Genomic DNA, 18,039 nt, shown 5'->3' with positions numbered 1-18,039 from the left:
CTCTTCCTCCGAACCGGCCGTGCACCACCAAGTGCAGAGGAACAGCGTACAATGTCACGTTGCGCTTATCCCCCGAGCGGTGGTGGCTCCCGCGGCGCGAAACATCGCCACCGCCACAGCGAGATCTTCCCAGGCCATGCCCACGCTCTTGAAGAGCTGTGGACAACCCGCCGGTCCGGCCGCCGGCATCCGGCCCGCCACCAGGTCGGCCAGGGTGCCGCTGATATGACCGGGCCCGATCGTCCCCTCCGCCTCCGGCACCAGCAGGTCCCCCGCCTCGCGCAGTGCCGCCGCCCGCGACTCCACGTACACCGCCGCCCGCCGCACCAGGGCGGTGTCGGTCTCCCGGGCGTTCGGCTCGTGGGAGCCGACGGCCACGACCGTCGCGTCCGGCGCCACCAGCCGCCCGTCGAAGAGGGGTTCGCGGGCCGTGGTGCAGCAGAGCACCAGGTCCGCGTCCGCCACGTCCGCCGGGGTTCCCGTACGCGCCGGGACCCCCAGGGCGCGGGCGTGCGCCGCCAGCTCCTCGCCGGCCACGGGGTTGCGGGCCACGACCACCGCCTGCGCCAACTCCCGTACCTCCCGTACCGCTTCGAGATGCCCGTACGCCTGCGGTCCGGTGCCAAAGAGCACCAGCCGCAGTGGTCGCCCCGCCGGGGCCAGGTGGCGCAGGGCGAGCGCCGAGACCGCCGGGGTGCGCAGGGCGGTCAGCGCCGCGCCGTCGAACAGGGCCAGCGGGCACAGCGTCGGGCCGTCCAGCAGCAGGTAGGAGCCGGTGATCCGGGGCAGGCCCAGGGCCACGTTGCCGGGTGCCACACCGGCTATCTTCACCCCGGCGTACGCCCCCGTCGCGGCCGGCATCAGCAGCAGCTCGCCGCCGGGCACCGGCAGGGCCGTGCGCTGCGGGCAGGTCTCCGGGTCCAGCCCGGCCCGCAGGGCGTCGGCCAGTGCGTCGGCGGCCCGGGCCGGGGTGAGCAGTGCGGCCGTCTCCTCGGGCCCGAACTGCGGGATCACAGGAGGAATCCGGCGCCGAGGGCATCCTGCGGATCGCGGACGAAAGTGTGCTCGCCGGTGCGGTACGCCGTGCCGGTGACCTCGGTGACGAGGCCGTCGCGGGAGGCCCCCGGCAGGGCGCGGCCCGTGAAGACCGTGCCCACCACCGACTCGTGGAGCAGGTCCTCGCCCGCCCCGAGCCGCCCGTCCTCGACGAGCAGCGCCAGCCGGGCCGAGGTTCCGGACCCGCAGGGCGAGCGGTCGATCTGCCCGTCGGCGAACACGGTGACGTTGCGCTGGTGCGGCCCGAACGGCGTGTCGGGCAGCTCCTCGTGGAGGACCACCCCGTAGACGCCGGAGAGCAGCGGGCCGCCGGGGTGCCAGGTCCCGGGGTGCGAGGCCAGTGCCGCCCGGATCTCCTGCCCGGCGCGGACGAGTTCGGGCAGCGCGGCCCGGGTGACCTCCAGGCCGAGATCGCGGGCGGCGACGGACGCGTAGCAGGCGCCGGCGTGCGCGAGGTCGACTTCCGCCATGCCGAGGGTGGTCGCCACCGGCACCTTGCGGGCGCCGACCCGGGCCGGGACGTTGCGGAAGGTGACGCCGGTGGTGCGGCCTGCGTTGCGGTGCACGGTCGCGGTGACCCGGCCCGACGGGACGTCGATCCGCACCTGGACGTCGCCGTCGTCGGGCGCGGCGACACGGCCGCTCGCCACGGCCCAGGCGCCGAGCGCCATCGTGCCGTGGCCGCAGGCGGTGGAGTAGCCGTCCTTGTGCCAGAACAGCACGCCGAAGTGGGCGCCGTCGTCGTCCGGGGGCACGACGAACCCGCCGTACATCCCGGCGTGCCCGCGCGGCTCCTGTACGAGGAGGCGCCGTACGTCGTCCAGCGGACTCCGGCGCGGCGCCGTCCCGGAGCCCCCGGGGCCGATGGCGGTGGCGCAGCGCTCGGCGACGGTGTCCCCGGGCACGGGCGGCAGGCCGGCGGCGACGACGTCGACGATCCGGAAGGGCTCCCCGGCCGTGTGGTAGTCCACGGTGCGAACGGCTGCGGCGGTCACAGGAGGAAACCTCCGGGGAAGGGGTCGGACGGGTCGAGGAAGTACTGGGCGGTGCCGGTGATCCACGCCCGCCCGGTGACGGTGGGGATGACGGCCGGGCGTCCGCCGACCGTCGTCCGCCCGATCAACCGCCCGGTGAACTCGGTGCCGATGAAGGACTCGTTGACGAAGTCCGCGCCGAGCTCCAGGAGGCCGCGGGCGTGCAGCTGGGCCATGCGCGCGCTGGTTCCCGTACCGCAGGGCGAGCGGTCGAACCAGCCCGGGTGGATGGCCATGGCGTGCCGGGAGCGGCGGGCGTCGGAGCCGGGGGCGGCGAGGTAGACGTGCTTGACCCCGGCGATGGACGGGTTCTCGGGGTGGACGGGCCGGTCGCCGGAGGCGTTGATCGCGTCCATGACGGCGAGTCCGGCGGCGACCAGGTCGTCCTTGCGGGCCCGGTCGAAGGGGAGTCCGAGGGAGTCGAGTTCGACGAAGGCGTAGAAGTTCCCGCCGTAGGCGAGGTCGTAGGTGACCGTGCCGTGGCCGGGGACCTCGGCCTTCAGGTCGAGCCCGACGCAGAAGGAGGGGACGTTGGTGAAGGTGACGGCGGTCGCCGCCCCGTCCTCGACCCGGACGTCGACGCTCACCAGCCCGGCCGGGGTGTCGAGCCGGACGGTGGTGACCGGCTCGACGACCTCCACCATGCCCGTTTCGACGAGGACGGTGGCGACCCCGATGGTCCCGTGCCCGCACATCGGGAGCAGGCCCGACACCTCGATGTACAGCACGCCGAAGTCGGCGTCGGGCCGGGTGGGGGGTTGGAGGACGGCGCCGCTCATCGCGGAGTGGCCGCGCGGCTCGTACATGAGCAGGGTGCGGACGTGGTCCATGTGCTCGATGAAGTGGAGCCGCTTCTCGGCCATGGTGGCGCCGGGGACCACCCCGACGCCCCCGGTGATCACCCGGGTCGGCATGCCCTCGGTGTGCGAGTCCACCGCGTGGTAGATGTGGCGCGTACGCATGGGGTCCCCCGGCTGGTTAGTTGAGGCCCTCGGCGAGCGCCTTCTCGGTGGCGGCGCGGACGGCCGCCTCGGTCTCCCCGGTGAGCGGGAAGCGGGGCGGGCGGGTGGCGCCGCCGGGGCGTCCCGCGAGGTCCATGGAGAGCTTGATGGCCTGGACGAACTCGGTCTTGGAGTCCCAGCGCAGCAGCGGGTGCAGCGACTTGTACAGCGGCAGCGCGGTGGCGACGTCGCCGGCGACGGCGGCCCGGTAGAGCTCGGCGCAGGAGCGCGGCAGGGCGTTGGGGTAGCCGGCGATCCAGCCGACCGCGCCGGCGAGGGCGAGTTCGAGGAGGACGTCGTCGGCACCGATGAGCAGGTCGAGGCCCGGGGCGAGTTCGGCGATCTCGTAGGCGCGGCGGACGTCCCCGCTGAACTCCTTGACGGCGACGATGCTGCCGTCGCCGTGCAGGCGGGCGAGCAGGGCGGGCGTCAGGTCCACTTTGGTGTCGATGGGGTTGTTGTACGCGACGACGGGCAGCCCGGCACGGGCGACCTCGGCGTAGTGGGCCCGTACGGTCTCCTCGTCGGCCCGGAACGCGTTGGGCGGCAGCAGGAGTACGGAGCCGGCCCCGGCCTCGGCGGCCTGGTCGGCCCAGCGGCGGGCTTCGGCGCTGCCGTAGGCGGCGACGCCGGGCATGACGCGCGAGCCGTCGCCGGCCGCCTCGACGGCGGTGCGCACGACGCGGGCCCGCTCCGCCTCGGTGAGGGTCTGGTACTCGCCGAGGGAGCCGTTGGGGACCACGCCGTCACAGCCGTTGGCGATGAGCCAGGCGACGTGCTCGGCGTAGGCGTCGTGGTCGACGCTGAGGTCCTCGCGCAGGGGCAGGGCGGTGGCGACCATGATGCCGTGCCAGGGGCGGGTGCGGGGCGGGGTGGGCGCGGGGGTGTGCGCGTGCGTCATGAGAGAGCTCCCTAGAGTGGTGTGTGACATTTTACTAGTGGGTGTGAGGGGCCACAAGGGGCCGGGCCGGGCGGATCAGCCGTCCGCCGGGGGCAGTTCGGCGAGGTGGCGCAGCGGAACCGGGCAGGACAGCGGCCTCCGGTCGGGCGCGCCGCCCGGGGACGCCGCCGCGGATTCCCCGGCCAGGGCGGCGACGGCGGGGCCGCACATGCGGCCCTGGCACCAACCCATGCCGCAGCGGGTGAGGAGTTTGACCGTACGGGCGTCCCGCGCGCCGAGGTCGGCAACGGCCTCCCGGATCCGGCCGGCCGGAACCTCCTCGCAGCGGCACACGTCGGTGTCGTCGCGGAGCCAGCCGGTCCAGCCGTCGCCCGGACGGTGGGCCGCGCCCATCGCCTCGGCGAAGGCGCGCAGCCGGGCGCGGCGGCGGACCAGGGCGGCCGGGGCGGGGCCACCGGCCCGACCCGCGGCCGCATGGCCCGCGGCCGCGTGGGCGGCGATCGCGTGGGCGGCGATCTCCCCTTCCAGCAGGGCGAGCTGGGCACCGCCGATGCCGCCGGTCTCACCCGCGGACCAGATCCCGGGGACGGACGTCCGCTGTTCGGCGTCCAGCACCAGGGCGGCGGTGCCGTCGGCACTGCTGCGGGTGGCGCAGCCCAGGCCGGTCGCCAGCTCCAGCTGGGGCACGAGGCCGTGTCCCACGGCGACGGCGTCGCAGGGGATCCGGCGGGCGGTGCCGGGCACGGGCCGCCAGTCCCGGTCCAGGCGGGCGACGGTGACGGCCTCGACCCGGCCGGTGCCGTGGGCCTCGGTCACGGCGTGCCGGGTGAGCAGCCGGACGTGCCGGTGCAGCAGGGCGCTGCCGTACGTGGCGGCCTCGGCGAGCTTGCCGGGATTGCGCAGCAGGGCGGGGACGTGGCCGGCGTAACCGGAGTACCCGGCGGCTTCGACGACGGCCGGCACCCGGGCCCCGGCGGCCGCGAGCGACCCGGCGACGGCGAGCAGCAGCGGACCGCTCCCCGCCACGACGACCCGCTCGCCCGGCAGTACGAGCCCGCCCTTGAGCATGGCCTGGGCCCCGCCGGCCCCGACCACTCCGGGCAGGGTCCAGCCGGGGAAGGGCAGTTGCCGCTCGTACGAGCCGGTGGCGAGCAGGACGGCCCGGGCGTGCAGGGTCGCCGCCTCCTCCTCGGGGCCGGCGACGGCGTGCAGCGTCCAGACACCGCCGCCGCCCGGGACCACGGTCCAGACGTGGTGGCCCGGAAGGTACGTGATCCGGCCCGCCTCCACGTGGGCCCGCAGGCCGGCCTCGCGCGAGGCGAAGGCGGCCCACCCGTGGTGCAGGGCCTCGGGACGGTCCGCCCCGAGCCCCGGCGCGGGATGGCGGTAGTACTGGCCTCCGGGACGCTCCCCCGCATCCAGGAGGACGACCCGCAGCCCGAGCCCGGCGGCCGTGACGGCGGCGGCGAGCCCGGCGGGGCCCGCGCCGACGACCGCGAGGTCGGGCGCAGCAGCGTCAGACGCCGAGCTCGGCATGGCCGGTTCCCTCCTGGGTGGTGACGCGGTCCCCGGGGCGGGCGGGGACGAGGCAGGCCCGCTGGTTCGGGCGGCCGTTGACGGTGACGAGGCAGTCGTAGCAGCTGCCGATCCCGCAGAACGCCCCGCGCGGGGCGCCGCCTTCGCGGGTGGTCCGCCAGGCGAGGATCCCGGCGCCCCACAGCACGGCGGCGATGCTCTGCCCCGCCTGGGCGGTGAGTTCGCGCCCGTCGAAACGCAGCACGTACGTGGCGGTGGGGGCTCCGCCGACGAGGGTACGCGGGGTCCGACTCATCGACCGTTCTCCTTCGACGTGGTACGTGCGCGGCTGCGCCGCATCGAGCTCCGCCCGCAACCCGGCGCGTGTGGAGCGCGGGTCCGGGCAGAGCCCGGTGAACGGGAGGAGGACGGGTGGGGGAACCGTTCCCCGCGGCGGCGGGCGTCCGGGCGCGGGGCGGTCATCGGGCCGGCTCCGGGGGGAAGCGGTCCGGGCGGAACGGCTCCGGCGGCAGCGGGGGTTCGGCCCCCGTCAGCGCGGCAGCGATCAGCAGGCCCGTGGCCGGGGCCAGGCCGATGCCCGCCCCCTCGTGGCCGCAGGCGTGCAGCAGCCCCGGGGCCCGGGGGTCCGGGCCGATCGCCGGAAGGTGGTCGGGGAGGTACGGCCGGAAACCGTGGTAGGTCCGCAGCACGCGCACGTCCCGCAGGACGGGGAACAGCGCCGCCGCCTGCGCGGCGAGCCTGCGCAGGGCCTCCACCGACAGGGAGCGGTCGAAGCCGACGCGCTCCCGGGTCGCCCCGATCAGGACCGGCCCCGACGGGGTGCCCTCGACCACCGCCGAAGACTGGAGGGCTGCCGAGCCGCTGGCGACGTCGGCGATGTAGTCGGCGGCGTAGACCTTGTGCCGGACCACCCGCGGCAGCGGTTCCGTCACCAGGACGAACCCTCGGCGCGGGAGCACCGGGAGGGACACCCCGGCCAGTTCTGCGATGCGGCCGCCCCAGGTGCCGGCCGCGTTCACCACCGCGGGTGCGAGTAGTTCGCGCCGCGCGGTCCGCACCCCGCGCACCGCGCCGGACCCGTCGGGTGCGCGGAGGACCGCGGTCACCTCCTCGCCGAGGTGCACCTGCGCGCCCGACGCGGCCAGCAGTCTGGCCGCCGCCTGGGCCGGCTGGACCTGGGAGTCCTGCGGGTAGAGGAATCCGCCCGCGGGTCCCGGGGCCAAGTGGGGCTCCAGGGTGCGGAGGTCGTCGGCTCCCGCCTCGACGGCTTCGACCCCGGCGGCGCGCTGGCCCTCGGCGAAGGCCCGCAGCGCCTTGAGCGAAGCCCCGTCCGGGGCGACGACGAGGCCGCCCTTGGCCTCGTACTCGATCTCCCGCGGGAGGACGGCGGCGAGTTCGCGCCACAGGCCGGCCGACAGCAGGGCCAGGTCGAGCTCCGGGCCCGCCTCCTTGTCGGAGACGAGCAGGTTGCCCTCCCCGGCTCCCGTCGTCCCGCCCGCGACGGGACCGCGGTCGACGACGGCCACGGAGAGTCCGGAGCGGGCCGCGTAGTACGCGATCGCGGCTCCGACGACGCCGGCGCCGATGATCACGACGTCCAGGGGATGTCTCTTGGGCACGGCAGTAATATGTCACATTCTTTAGTCGGTGCCTAGGCTCGTCCGGCCCGGCCTGCGGTCCGGTCCGCGGACCGGACCGCGGGCCGGCCCCTCCCCCCGTTCGGAAGGGACCGGCCCGGTCTGCGGATCAGCTGCGCAGCGGTCCCTCACAGCTGTAACTCGACGTCCCCGCCACGTGGTTGGTCCAGATCTCCACGGGACCGAAAGAACAGTTCATGTCGGCCAGGTTGTTGGAGGCAGCGCCCGCCCGGTCGAGGATGAAGTAGTCCACGGTCTCCGACATGTCCTTGAAGTTCTGGTCGTCACTGCGCCAGTTCTTCAGGTTCGCGGTGATCCGGCCGGTACAGGTGAACCGGCGCTTGCCCGGGTCCCCGTTCTCCACGCAGTCCGGGGTGTTGTACGTGGCCGCCCCGAAGGTCGACTTCACGTTCGCCAGCGCGGAGTCGCGCAGCTTGTCGTTGGCCGTGAAGGTGGTGTTCGGCACGTAGAGCTGGTCGACCTTGGCGATCTGCGCGTCCAGGAAGCGGTCGTAGTCGCGCTGGAGGTAGGTGTCCGCACCCATCCGGTGGCGCCAGGAGTCGTACGCCGCGACGTCGTTGTTGCGCAGGTGGGTGTACATCTCGCGCAGCAGCGTGGGCTTCTCGGTCCACAGGAACTCGAAGAAGGTGCCCGCGTAGTTGTAGAAGCGGAAGCCGTCGCCTTCGTACGTGGCGTTCAGCAGCTGCTCGACCGACATGCGCGGGCCGCCGCCGGCGGTGTCGCTGATGATGCCCTTGACCAGGGACTTGCGGACGGCGATGCCGTTGTCGCGGGTGGCGCCGTCGAAGAACTCGGCGGTGCCCTCGTCCATGGCGGTCGTGCGGTCGCCCTCGTACCAGGGGCCCTCGCCGAAGAACCCGGGGACGGCGAACCGGCCGTTGAGGTAGTGCGTGTACTCGTGGCGGAAGAGCTCTTCGAGGGTGAGGGAGGAGTCCTGCGGGACGCGCCGCTGGTACGTGTAGAAAGTGGCGCCGTTCTCGATGTACATGCCGCCGTTCTCGGTGCCGTAGCCGTACAGCATCGTCTGGTAGGTCACGTAGTCGGCGCGGGAGGCGTACAGGGTGATGTTCAGGGTGGTGTTGGGGTCGCCGGCCAGCGGCTGGTCGGTCCCGATGACCCGGTGGAACTGCGTCTTGACCTGCTTGCTCGCGTAGTAGAGCTGGTCGACGGTGGCCCGGTCGAGGGCCGTGCGGACCTTGATGGCGCCGTTGTCGTAGCTGTAGGTGTTCGGGAAGAGCATCTTCTCGATGTCCTCCTTGCACACCCCGTACGGCTTGCACGCCTCGTAGGTGTTCAGCCAGGAGACGATCTTGGCCCACTGCTCGCTGCCGCTGCCCCACCCGGTCTTGACCGGCTCCAGGAGACCGCCGAGGTCGGCGGTGACCTGGTCGCGCAGGCCGTCGATCTGGCCGAAGCGGCCGTACTCGCCGAGCGCGTCGCGGGCCGCCCAGGCGTTCGCGGTGCCCTTCAGGTGGGTGTATCCGGCAAAGGCCTTGAAGGCGGCGCGGTAGGCGGGATCGGCCTTGGCCGCGGCGTGGAAGGCGGAGTCCTGGTTGCCCGGGTACACGCCGAGGTAGTTGACGGTGAGGGCGGCGAGGACCGCGCCGCCCCAGGCCGCATCGCCGCTGGTCGCGGGGTGTGAGGCGTCCAGGGTGGGCAGGACCTTCTTGATGAGGCCGAGCTGGCGCTGGCGCATGCCGGGCCCGGTGGAGTAGAGCGCCTCGCGCAGGGTCCGGGCGTTGGACGCGGTGGCGTCGAAGGTGTGCGCGGCGTCGCCGAAGTCGGCGACGGCCCGGCTCATGGCGTCGACGGTCGCGGCGTCGGTGAGGTCGATCTCGGAGCGCGAGAAGTCGTGGTACACGGCCGCGTGCAGGAAGGTGAACATCTCCTCCAGGTGCGAGGAGCCCCGGCCGTCGTGGGCTGCGGCCAGGCCGGATATCCGGCGGGAGACGGCCTGGACGTGCGCGTCGGACATGACGGGCGCCAGCCGGGCGTCCCAGGTCCAGATCAGCCCGCGCAGGCAGCCGTCGGCGGTGACGGCCGGGTCGGCCAGGAAGTCGGCGAACTGCTCGGGGCTGAGGCCCGTGATCCCGTCGAGGGTGCAGGGGACGCCCGCGGCGACGCTCCGCGCGGTGGGGGCGGCCTGGGCGGCGGCGAGTTCGCGGCTCTTCTCGGCGCGCTCCGTGCGCCCGGTGAGGGCGGCGGCGGGGGCGGCCCCGGGGATGCGGCCGTCCGCGGCCAGACCGCCGGGAGCCTGGGCCGGCGCCGGCTTGGCCTCCTTGGGCGCGGCGAGGTGGTCGACCTGGTCGAACGGGTTCGCGCCGGGCGCGCCGGAGGCGAAGGTGCCGGGCACGGCGGCGGTGGCGGGTGCGGCCGCGGGTGCCCGGTCGGCGGTCTGGGACACGGCCTGGCCCGCGGAGGCGAGCAGCGTCACCGCGACGGCGGCGGAGAGGAGAGACGTACGCACAGCTCTGTGCTGAGACACCAAAGACTCCTGGATGGGAAGGGAGGTGGGGGAAGTGGTGCGTGAACTGCCCTGCGTCACACGGCGTTTGACGGGGATTAACGTGCCGCGATGTGAGCTGTAACATAGTAATGTGAAATTGCACTGACAAGACCTGTGCGCCCACCAGTTCGCATCTTCTTGAGGGAGCCCTCATGACCGACACCCCCTCCCCCGCGGCAACGAGCCCCGTCTCCCGCCTCAACATCGGCAGCCACGACCTGCCGGTATCGCCGGAGTTGTCACGGTTCATGGCGGCCGACTGGGCGCCGTCCCCCCTCCCCGATGCCGCGCGGGTCTCCGCGTACGAGCTCACCCCGGCCCGGCGCGCCCGGCTCTCGGCGCGCTTCCCGGGCGAGCGGCTGATCATCCCGGCAGGCGAGCTCAAGGTGCGCTCCAACGACTGCGACCACCGCTTCCGCCCGCACAGCGCATACGCCTGGCTGACCGGATTGACGGGCGAGGACCAGGTGGGCCACGTCCTCGTACTGGAGCCCTCGGGCCCGCAGGGCCACGAGGCCGTACTCCACCTGCGCCCCCGCTCGCCGCGCGCGGACGGCAACGAGGAGTTCTACCGGGACCGCCGGTACGGGGAGTTCTGGGTCGGCCGCCGCCCCGACCTGGCCGAGGCCGAGCGCCTCACCGGCCTGCGCTGCGCCCACCTGGACGCCCTCGGCTCACCGAGCGGCCGCAATGCCGCGACCGACACGGAACTGGCCGCCGTCCTCTCCGAGTTGCGCCTGGTGAAGGACGCCTGGGAGGTCGGCCAGCTCCAACTCGCCGTCGACCACACGGCCGCCGGCTTCGAAGACGTGGTACGGGCACTGCCGCGCGCACTGGCGCACCCCCGGGGCGAGCGGTGGATCGAGGGGGTGTTCGGCCTGCGTGCCCGGGCGGAGGGCAACGGCACCGGGTACGAGACGATCGCGGCGTCGGGCGCGCACGCGTGCGTCCTGCACTGGATCCGCAACGACGGCCCGCTCGACCGCAACAATCTGCTGCTCCTGGACGCGGGCGTGGAGACCGACAGCCTCTACACGGCGGACATCACGCGCACCCTCCCGCTGTCGGGGCGCTTCTCCCCCGTCCAACGGCAGGTCTACGAACTGGTGCTGGCGGCGCAGGACGCGGGCATGGCCGCGCTGCGGCCGGGCGCGAGCTTCCGGGACTTCCACCGGGCCGGGATGCGGGTGATCGCGGAGGGCCTGGCCGAGTGGGGCGTCCTGAAGGACGCGCGGGGCGACCTGCACCGCCGGTACACGCTGTGCAGCAGCGGGCACATGCTGGGCCTGGACGTCCACGACTGCGCGAAGGCGCGCGCGGAAACCTACCTGGACGGGGTCCTGGAGGAGGGACAGGTCCTGACGGTCGAGCCGGGCCTCTACCTCCAGCCGGACGACGAGACCCTGCCGCCGGAGCTGCGGGGCATCGGCGTCCGCATCGAGGACGACCTGGTCGTCACGGCAACGGGCGCCCGACTGATGTCGGGCGCCCTGCCCCGCACGGTCGCGGGGATCGAGGAGTGGATGGGGACCCTGCTGGAGGGCCGCTGACGCCGGGGGGCCGGCGGGCGGCCACGGCGCGGGGCCGGTGACCGGTCAGGCCGCGGGGCTAGTGGCCACCGCCCCCGCCGCCTCCACCATTGCCGCCGCCTCCACCGTCGCCGCCCCCGCCGCCTCCACCATTGCCGCCGCCTCCACCGTCGCCGCCCCCGCCGCCACCGTTGCCGCCGCCTCCACCGTCGCCGCCGCCTCCACTGCGGCCTCCGCCGTCGCCGCCCCCACCGCCGCCGCCGTATCCGCCGCCGCCACCGTTGTCGTGGCCGCTGCCACCGCCGTTGTCGTGGCCACCGGATCCGTTGTCGTTCCGGCCGTTGTCGTGGCCGCTGTTCCAGTTGTCACTGTTGCGGTTGTCGTGGCTGAAGCGTCCGTCGTCCCGGTTGTTGTTCCAGTTGTTGTTCCAGTTGGCGTTGTCGTGGCGGCCGTTCCGGGCGTCGACATCCCGGCACCAGCTGGGACGGTCGTTCCAGTTGTGCCAGCGGGAGGAGTCGCAGCAGTCACGCCAGTTGTCCCCGCGCCAGTTCTCGGAGCACCATCCCGAGTCGTTGTGCTGCTGGGTCTGGGGCAGACCCGCGGCGAACGCCCCGCTGACGGGCATCAGGCCGAGCGCGACGCCCGCGGCCCCTGCCAGAACCGTCGCTTTGATCCCACGGCGCATGACCACGCACCTCCGAGCATTGGTGAGTTTTCTTACAAAAAGGTCATTTCCAACCCTCACCCCTCTCTGGCTCGCTGTCAAAGCCACCTGGTCAAGGGGCTGGCGAGGGGAGTACGGCAATACCGTCCAGTTCGACCAGGGCGGGCTCGTCCCAGAGTCGGACGACCCCGATCACCGCCATGGCCGGATAGTCGCGACCGGCCAGCCGGCGCCAGATGCTGCCGAGTTCGGACGCATGGAGGCGGTACGCGCCCACGTCGACCGTGTAGACCGTCACCCGGGCCAGGTCCGCCGGGGCGCCGCCCGACGCGGCAAGGGCCGCCAGGAGGTTGGACAGCGCACGTTCGAATTGCTCGGGCAGGGCGTCCCCCACCACCTTGCCCGAGGAGTCCAGCGCGGTCTGGCCCGCCAGGAACACCAGCCGGGAACCGCTCGCGGCCACCGCGTGCGAGAAGCCCGTCGGCGGCGAGAGCTCGGCCGGGTTGATCCGCTCGATGTCGCTGCGCTCACGGCTCACCGGTAGAGCTCCTTCGCGATGATCGTGCGCTGCACCTCGCTGGCACCCTCGTAGATCCGCGGCGCCCGGACCTCCCGGTACAGGTGCTCCAGCAGGTGGCCGCGCTGGAGGGCGACGGCTCCGTGCAGCTGGACCGCGTGGTCCACCACGTACTGGGCCGTCTCCGTCGCGAGCAGTTTCGCCATGGCGGAGCGGCGCGGGACGTCCGGGGAGCCGGCGTCGTAGGCGCCCGCCGCCGCGTAGACCAGCAGCCGGGCCGCCTCGGTACGGGTGGCCATGTCGGCCACCCGGTGGCCCACCGCCTGGAGGTCGGCCAGTACTCCTCCGAACGCGCGCCGCGCCGCCGTGTGCGCCAGGGTCGCGTCCAGTGCGGCCCGGGCCATGCCGACGGCGAAGGCGCCCACGCTCGGCCGGAACCGGTTCAGGGTGTCCATCGCGACCCGGAACCCCCGGCCGGGCTCTCCGAGCAGGTCCTGCGGGCCGACCGGGACCCCGTCGAAGACCAGTCGGCCGATGGGGTGCGGGGAGAGCATGTCCAAGGATTCGCCCGACAGGCCCGGACGGTCGGCCGGGACCAGGAAGGCGGTGACCCCCTTGGCGGCCGGCCCCTCGCCCGTGCGGGCGAACACCGTGTAGAAGTCCGCCTCGGGCGCGTTGGAGATCCAGCACTTCTCGCCGCCGAGCCGCCAGCCGTCCCCGTCCGGGACGGCCTCCAGCGCCAGCGCCGCCGCGTCCGAGCCCGCCCCCGGCTCGCTCAGCGCGAAGGCCGCCACCGCCCGCCCGGCCCGTACCGGGGGCAGCCAGTGCGCCCGCTGCTCCGGCGTGCCCGAGCGGAGCACCGGATGCGCCCCCAGACCCTGGAGGGCGAGGGCCGTCTCCGCTTCCGTGCACCCGTACGCGAGGGATTCGCGCAGCATGCACAGCTCCAGCGCTCCCGAGGTGAAGACCCGCTCCAGCAGACCCAACTCCCCCAGTGCCGCGAGCAGCGGGCGGTTGACCCGGCCCGGCTCCCCCTTCTCCGCGAGCGGCCGCAGCCGGTCCGCCGCCAGCGCGCGCAGTTGCCCGCACCACTCCTCTTGTTCCGCCCCGAGCGCGAATCCGGTCATCCGAACATCCCCGCTTCTATCGCGTCCTGTTGACTGCCGTCACCATCACGATACGCTCGTAGCGCACGTGCACGGCCTGCTCCGCCACTTCGGTCCCCGGCCAGGGGGCCGCTGCCGTTGCAAGGGGGCGAACCCGCCTTGGAGCTCAAGCCTTCCGCCCACGCCGACACCTTCGCGCGCGACCATCTGCCGCCGCCGCACGCCTGGCCGCGGCTCCTGTTCGAGCTCCCCGAACTGGCCTACCCCGACCGGCTCAACTGCGGCGCCGAGCTGCTCGACGCCACCATCGACCGGTTCGGGCCCGACCGCCCCGCCTTCCGCAGCGGCTCAGGCGAGGTGTGGTCGTACGGCGGGCTGCGCGAGCGCGTGGACCGCCTCGCCCACGTACTCGCGGCCGACCTCGGTGTGGTCCCCGGCAACCGGGTGCTGCTGCGCGGACCCACCGGTCCCTGGCTCGCCGCGTGCTGGCTGGCGGTGATGAAGGCGGGCGCGGTGGCCGTGACCGTCCTCGCCCAGCAGCGGGCGCAGGAGCTGGCCACGGTCTGCGCGATGGCCCGGGTGCAGCACGCGCTGTGCCACGTGGGCGTGCTGGACGACCTGGTCAAGGCCGAGGTGCCCGGCCTGCGGATCACCCCGTACGGCGGCGAGGCGCCGGACGACCTGCTGCGGCTGGCCGACCGGCACGAGGCACCGTTCCGCGCCGTCGAGACCTCCGCCGACGACGTGGCGCTGATCGCCTTCACCTCGGGCACCACCGGCCGCCCCAAGGGCTGCATGCACTTCCACCGCGATCTGCTGTCCGTCGCCGACACCTTCTCCCGCAACGTCCTGCGCCCCCGCCCCGACGACGTCTTCGCGGGCAGTCCGCCGCTCGGCTTCACCTTCGGCCTCGGCGGCCTGGTCGTCTTCCCGCTGCGCGCCGGCGCCTGCGCCCTGCTGATCGACCAGGCGGTCCCGCGCCGCCTGCTGCCCGCGCTCGCCGAACACCGGGTCACGGTGCTGTTCACCGCGCCCACCGCGTACCGGGCGATGCTGGACGCCCTGGGCCCGTACGACGTGGGCGCCCACGACCTCTCGGCACTGCGCCGCTGCGTCTCGGCGGGCGAGAACCTCCCGGCGGCCACCTGGCAGGCCTGGTACGAGCGCACCGGGCTGCGGATCATCAACGGCATCGGCGCCACCGAACTGCTGCACATCTTCATCTCCGCGGCCGACGAGGACATCCGCCCGGGCACGACCGGCCGCGTGGTGCCGGGCTGGCAGGCGCGGGTGGTGGACGGCTCGGGGCGCCCGGTCGCGGACAACGAGCCGGGGCTGCTGGCCGTGCGCGGCCCGGTCGGCTGCCGTTACCTGGCGGATCCGCGGCAGGAGGAGTACGTGCGGGACGGCTGGAACCTGACCGGGGACACCTACGTCCGCGATCCGGAAGGCTACTTCCGGTACGTCGCCCGCGCTGACGACATGATCGTCTCGGCGGGCTACAACATTGCGGGCCCGGAAGTGGAGGAAGCCCTGATGCGCCACCCGGACGTGGTGGAGGCCGCGGTGGTGGGCCGCCCGGACGAGCGACGCGGGCAGATCGTGGTCGCGTACACCGTCCTGCGGGCCGGCGCCGCGCTGACCGAGGAGGCCCTGCGGGCGTTCATGCGGGCGGAACTGGCTCCGCACAAGTGCCCCCGCGCCTTCGTCTTCCTCCCCGCGCTCCCGCGGACCGCGACCGGGAAACTGCAGCGGTTCCGGCTGCGCGACGCAAGGGGCGACGCACAGGGCGTCCTGCCGGTCGGCCCGGCTCCGGACGCCGCGAGCCCGGGCTGAGTGGCCAGAGGCCCCCTACAGTGAACCCGTGGTCGAGCAGCACACTCCGCGATCCCTGATCGTCACGTTCTACGGCGCCTACGGGCGGGCCTTCGCCGGCCCGGTCCCGGTGTCGGCGCTGGTCCGCCTGCTGGGCGCGGCCGGCGTGGACGCCCCGTCGGTCCGCTCGTCGGTGTCCCGGCTGAAGCGGCGCGGCTTCCTGCTGCCCGCGCGCGCCGCGGACGGCTCCGCGGGGTACGAGCTCTCCGCGGAGGCACGGCAGCTGCTGGACGACGGCGACCGGCGGATCTACGGGGACCGCGACGCACATCCGGCGGGCGAATGGCTGCTGGCGGTGTTCTCCGTGCCGGAGCAGGAGCGGCACAAGCGGCACCTGCTGCGCTCGCGGCTCGCCCGCCTGGGCTTCGGCGCGGTGGCGCCGGGGGTGTGGATCGCCCCGGCCCACCTGTACGACGAGACCGGGCACACCCTGGACCGGCTGCACCTGACGCCGTACGTGGAACTGTTCCGCGGCGGCCACCTCGGCTTCGCCCCGACCGCCGAGGCGGTGGCCCGGTGGTGGGACCTGACCTCGCTGGCCAAACAGCACGAGGAGTTCCTCGACCAGCACGAGCCGGTGCTGCGGGCCCTGCAGTCGGGCCCGGCCCCCGCCCCGGAGGAGGCCTACCGCGGCTACCTGCTCGCCCTGGACACCTGGCGGCGCCTGCCGTACGCCGACCCGGGCCTGCCGCGGGAGCTGCTGCCCGCGGACTGGCCGGGAGACCGGGCGGCGGCCGTCTTCGCCGAACTGCACTCCCGGCTACGGGATATCGGCGCGGGGTTCGCGGAACCGTAGCCGACGGGGCGGCGTCAGGAGGGGATGTGACACATCGTGATCTTCCCCTGTCCCCGCAACAGCCGCCGCTTCCGCCGCGGCCCCAGCCTCCGTTCGCTCCGCAGTCGCAGCCCCAGCCGCAGACGTGGTACCAGGCGCCTGCGAAGCCGCCGGGGCAGCTGGCCGCACGACTCCAACTGGCGGGGGCGGCGCTGCTCGGTGCAGTGGCGGGGTGGTCCGCCGTCTCGCTCGCCTCCAACGCCCGCGCGTACTGCGACGCGGGATGGGAGGGGGGCGGGCGCTTCGAGATGACCTTCCTGCTGGTGCTGATGGTGCCGGGGTGCGCGCTCCTCTCGCTGCTGGTCGCCTTCCTCCTGCGGAGACTGCCCCTGCTGCTGCGCGCCGTGCCGGTCCTGCTCGTCCTGGCCGTGGTCGTCGTCTGGTTCTTCGCCACGAAGGGCACGCTGGACGGCTACCACGGGGACTCGGGACTCTGCGGGGCCGACAACGTGCCGCCGTGGTGGCCGGCCTGGCTGCCCTCGTAGAAACCGGTGTGCCGAGGAAACGATTCGGCGCCATCATGAGCCATGACGTGGACCTTCACCCATGACCTGGCGGCCTATCTGGCCGCGGCGGGCCCGGCCCTGGCCGCCGAGCCCGTCGCCAACACCACCCTGTTGACCGTGACCGACGCGCTGGAGCGGCGCGGTACGGACGCGTACGGATCCGCCGAGCCGTTCTTCGGCTGGTGGACCGCCGCCGACGGGAACGTCTCCGGCGCGCTGCTGTGCACCCCGCCGTATCCGCTGCTGATCGGAGCGATGCCGCAGGAGGCCGTCCGCGCGCTGGGGGCGGCGCTCGCCGCCGAGCCGCTGCTCGCCGGGGTGGACGCGCTGAACGCCCGCCGCCACGACGCGCAGGCGCTGGCCGCGGCCTGGGGCAGGCGCAGCGAGGTCACCGAAGAGAACCGGCTGTACCGGCTCGCCGGACTCCTCACCCCTGATCCCGCGCCGGCCGGGCGGGCCCGGACCGCGGTCGAGGACGACCTCCCGCTGCTGCTGGACTGGGCCGGCGCCTTCAAGCGGGAGACCCGGGAGCCGGGCGGCCCCTCCGAGGCCTTCCTGCGCGACCGGCTCGCGTACGGGGGCATGCTGCTCTGGGAAGACGCCGGGACACCGGTGTCGATGGCCGGGTTCTTCCGCGCCATCGGCTCGGTGTCCCGGGTCGGCCCGGTGTACACCCCGCCGCAGCTGCGCGGTCGGGGGTACGCCGCCGGGGTCACGCACGCGGTGAGCGAAGCGGCGTACGCGGCCGGCGCCTCGGAGGTGCTGCTCTTCACGGACCTGGCCAACCCGACCAGCAACGGCATCTACCGGCGCCTGGGCTACACCCCGGTCGAGGACCGCGTCGAGGTGGCCGCCGTATGAGCGCCCCTCCGGAACCCGGTGGACCGCCCGAACCGCTGTGGGTACTCGCCGCGAACGTCGTGCAGTGGCGCCGCTGGGGCGAGGACGGCCAGGCCCTGCGCCCGGGGACGAAGACCTTCCCGGGCGGCGCCAAGGTGTACGTCTTCGACGTGGTGGACGGCCTGGACCAGTGCATGGTCGTCGGCCGCCCCCGGCACACCCGGCGCCACGTGCAGGGGTACGTCCACACCCGCCATCTGCACGCCTTCCGGCCGAAGCTGGTGCGCAGCCCGGCCGTGCTGCGCGCCGCCGGCTGGTCGCGGTTCTGGGGCGCGGCGGCCGAGGCGGACGCGGTGCGGACGGCGCCCGGGCTGGAGCTGCGAGCGGCGCAGCTGCGCGGCGGGCGGTGGCCGGACCGACCGCACCCGCGGCCCTGCCTGTGCCACGAGTGCCTGGCGCCCGGCGGCGGGTGACC

General features: G+C 74.1%; 17 protein-coding genes. 6 read left to right on the top strand and 11 right to left on the bottom strand.

The features are described 5' to 3' along the window. Positions 1 to 54: 54 nt before the first annotated feature. The 8 genes from OHA65_RS28955 to OHA65_RS28920 all read right to left on the bottom strand — a co-directional run bounded on the left by OHA65_RS28955 (position 55) and on the right by OHA65_RS28920 (position 9,671). Positions 55 to 1,014, bottom strand: a complete 960-nt coding sequence (locus OHA65_RS28955; RefSeq protein WP_327279122.1) for an ornithine cyclodeaminase family protein — start codon at positions 1,012 to 1,014, stop codon at positions 55 to 57. After that, the gene (locus OHA65_RS28950; RefSeq protein WP_327279121.1) at positions 1,011 to 2,051 is read right to left on the bottom strand and encodes a proline racemase family protein; all 1,041 of its coding nucleotides are present in this window, start codon (positions 2,049 to 2,051) and stop codon (positions 1,011 to 1,013) included. The genes OHA65_RS28955 and OHA65_RS28950 overlap by 4 nt, the downstream gene beginning before the upstream one ends. Then, positions 2,048 to 3,052 carry a proline racemase family protein gene (locus tag OHA65_RS28945; protein WP_327279120.1) on the bottom strand — a complete coding sequence of 335 codons (1,005 nt, stop codon included), beginning with the start codon at positions 3,050 to 3,052 and terminating at the stop codon, positions 2,048 to 2,050. The genes OHA65_RS28950 and OHA65_RS28945 overlap by 4 nt, the downstream gene beginning before the upstream one ends. A 16-nt stretch (positions 3,053 to 3,068) precedes the next feature. After that, positions 3,069 to 3,992 carry a dihydrodipicolinate synthase family protein gene (locus OHA65_RS28940; RefSeq protein ID WP_327279119.1) on the bottom strand — a complete coding sequence of 308 codons (924 nt, stop codon included), beginning with the start codon at positions 3,990 to 3,992 and terminating at the stop codon, positions 3,069 to 3,071. 75 nt (positions 3,993 to 4,067) lie between these two features. After that, entirely contained in the window at positions 4,068 to 5,528 is a 1,461-nt protein-coding gene (locus OHA65_RS28935; protein WP_327279118.1) for an NAD(P)/FAD-dependent oxidoreductase, read from the bottom strand. After that, positions 5,509 to 5,823 carry a (2Fe-2S)-binding protein gene (locus OHA65_RS28930; RefSeq protein ID WP_327279117.1) on the bottom strand — a complete coding sequence of 105 codons (315 nt, stop codon included), beginning with the start codon at positions 5,821 to 5,823 and terminating at the stop codon, positions 5,509 to 5,511. Before OHA65_RS28930 ends, OHA65_RS28935 begins: the two co-directional genes overlap by 20 nt. Before the next feature lie 163 nt (positions 5,824 to 5,986). Further along, on the bottom strand, positions 5,987 to 7,147 hold the full coding sequence (locus OHA65_RS28925) for an FAD-binding oxidoreductase (RefSeq protein ID WP_327279116.1): 1,161 nt from the start codon (positions 7,145 to 7,147) through the stop codon (positions 5,987 to 5,989). A gap of 127 nt (positions 7,148 to 7,274) precedes the next feature. Next, positions 7,275 to 9,671: a collagenase gene (locus tag OHA65_RS28920; protein WP_327279115.1), complete on the bottom strand. Its 2,397-nt coding sequence runs from the start codon at positions 9,669 to 9,671 to the stop codon at positions 7,275 to 7,277. Between the two features lie 173 nt (positions 9,672 to 9,844). Here OHA65_RS28920 and OHA65_RS28915 point away from each other — a divergent pair, with 173 nt between their 5' ends. Then, positions 9,845 to 11,242, top strand: a complete 1,398-nt coding sequence (locus OHA65_RS28915) for a Xaa-Pro aminopeptidase (RefSeq protein WP_327279114.1) — start codon at positions 9,845 to 9,847, stop codon at positions 11,240 to 11,242. 58 nt (positions 11,243 to 11,300) lie between these two features. On the opposite strand, the gene OHA65_RS28910 is transcribed toward OHA65_RS28915, so the two are convergent. From OHA65_RS28910 to OHA65_RS28900, 3 genes are all read right to left on the bottom strand, one after another. Then, complete coding sequence (locus OHA65_RS28910; protein WP_327279113.1) at positions 11,301 to 11,906, bottom strand: hypothetical protein; 606 nt, start codon at positions 11,904 to 11,906, stop codon at positions 11,301 to 11,303. A gap of 91 nt (positions 11,907 to 11,997) precedes the next feature. Further along, positions 11,998 to 12,423 (bottom strand): RidA family protein, encoded by a 426-nt coding sequence (locus OHA65_RS28905; protein WP_327279112.1) that lies wholly within the window; start codon positions 12,421 to 12,423, stop codon positions 11,998 to 12,000. Continuing rightward, positions 12,420 to 13,529, bottom strand: coding sequence for an acyl-CoA dehydrogenase family protein (locus OHA65_RS28900; RefSeq protein WP_327279111.1), 1,110 nt, complete (start codon positions 13,527 to 13,529; stop codon positions 12,420 to 12,422). Before OHA65_RS28900 ends, OHA65_RS28905 begins: the two co-directional genes overlap by 4 nt. A gap of 138 nt (positions 13,530 to 13,667) precedes the next feature. Between OHA65_RS28900 and OHA65_RS28895 the strand changes: the two genes are divergently transcribed. From OHA65_RS28895 to OHA65_RS28875, 5 genes are read left to right on the top strand one after another with little or no spacing between them, the layout of a single operon-like run. Next, positions 13,668 to 15,344, top strand: a complete 1,677-nt coding sequence (locus OHA65_RS28895; RefSeq protein WP_327279110.1) for an AMP-binding protein — start codon at positions 13,668 to 13,670, stop codon at positions 15,342 to 15,344. 28 nt (positions 15,345 to 15,372) lie between these two features. Further along, positions 15,373 to 16,179, top strand: coding sequence for a PaaX family transcriptional regulator C-terminal domain-containing protein (locus tag OHA65_RS28890; RefSeq protein ID WP_327279109.1), 807 nt, complete (start codon positions 15,373 to 15,375; stop codon positions 16,177 to 16,179). Between the two features lie 26 nt (positions 16,180 to 16,205). Continuing rightward, positions 16,206 to 16,703 (top strand): hypothetical protein, encoded by a 498-nt coding sequence (locus tag OHA65_RS28885; protein WP_327279108.1) that lies wholly within the window; start codon positions 16,206 to 16,208, stop codon positions 16,701 to 16,703. A gap of 42 nt (positions 16,704 to 16,745) precedes the next feature. Further along, positions 16,746 to 17,585, top strand: coding sequence for a GNAT family N-acetyltransferase (locus OHA65_RS28880; protein ID WP_327279107.1), 840 nt, complete (start codon positions 16,746 to 16,748; stop codon positions 17,583 to 17,585). Then, positions 17,582 to 18,037, top strand: coding sequence for a hypothetical protein (locus tag OHA65_RS28875; protein WP_327279106.1), 456 nt, complete (start codon positions 17,582 to 17,584; stop codon positions 18,035 to 18,037). Before OHA65_RS28880 ends, OHA65_RS28875 begins: the two co-directional genes overlap by 4 nt. Positions 18,038 to 18,039: the final 2 nt, after the last annotated feature.

Source organism: Streptomyces sp. NBC_00045 (assembly GCF_045041095.1).
Taxonomy (GTDB): Bacteria; Actinomycetota; Actinomycetes; order Streptomycetales; family Streptomycetaceae; genus Streptomyces.
This window is presented reverse-complemented; position numbering and strand designations above follow the sequence as displayed.

Bases quoted from the DNA above. Each gene is read 5' to 3' on its own strand.
- OHA65_RS28915 (WP_327279114.1), top strand. From the start codon at position 9,845: ATGACCGACACCCCCTCCCCCGCGGCAACGAGCCCCGTCTCCCGCCTC.
- OHA65_RS28935 (WP_327279118.1), bottom strand. From the start codon at position 5,528: ATGCCGAGCTCGGCGTCTGACGCTGCTGCGCCCGACCTCGCGGTCGTC.
- OHA65_RS28930 (WP_327279117.1), bottom strand. From the start codon at position 5,823: ATGAGTCGGACCCCGCGTACCCTCGTCGGCGGAGCCCCCACCGCCACG.
- OHA65_RS28900 (WP_327279111.1), bottom strand. From the start codon at position 13,529: ATGACCGGATTCGCGCTCGGGGCGGAACAAGAGGAGTGGTGCGGGCAA.
- OHA65_RS28940 (WP_327279119.1), bottom strand. From the start codon at position 3,992: ATGACGCACGCGCACACCCCCGCGCCCACCCCGCCCCGCACCCGCCCC.
- OHA65_RS28945 (WP_327279120.1), bottom strand. From the start codon at position 3,052: ATGCGTACGCGCCACATCTACCACGCGGTGGACTCGCACACCGAGGGC.
- OHA65_RS28910 (WP_327279113.1), bottom strand. From the start codon at position 11,906: ATGCGCCGTGGGATCAAAGCGACGGTTCTGGCAGGGGCCGCGGGCGTC.
- OHA65_RS28875 (WP_327279106.1), top strand. From the start codon at position 17,582: ATGAGCGCCCCTCCGGAACCCGGTGGACCGCCCGAACCGCTGTGGGTA.
- OHA65_RS28880 (WP_327279107.1), top strand. From the start codon at position 16,746: ATGACGTGGACCTTCACCCATGACCTGGCGGCCTATCTGGCCGCGGCG.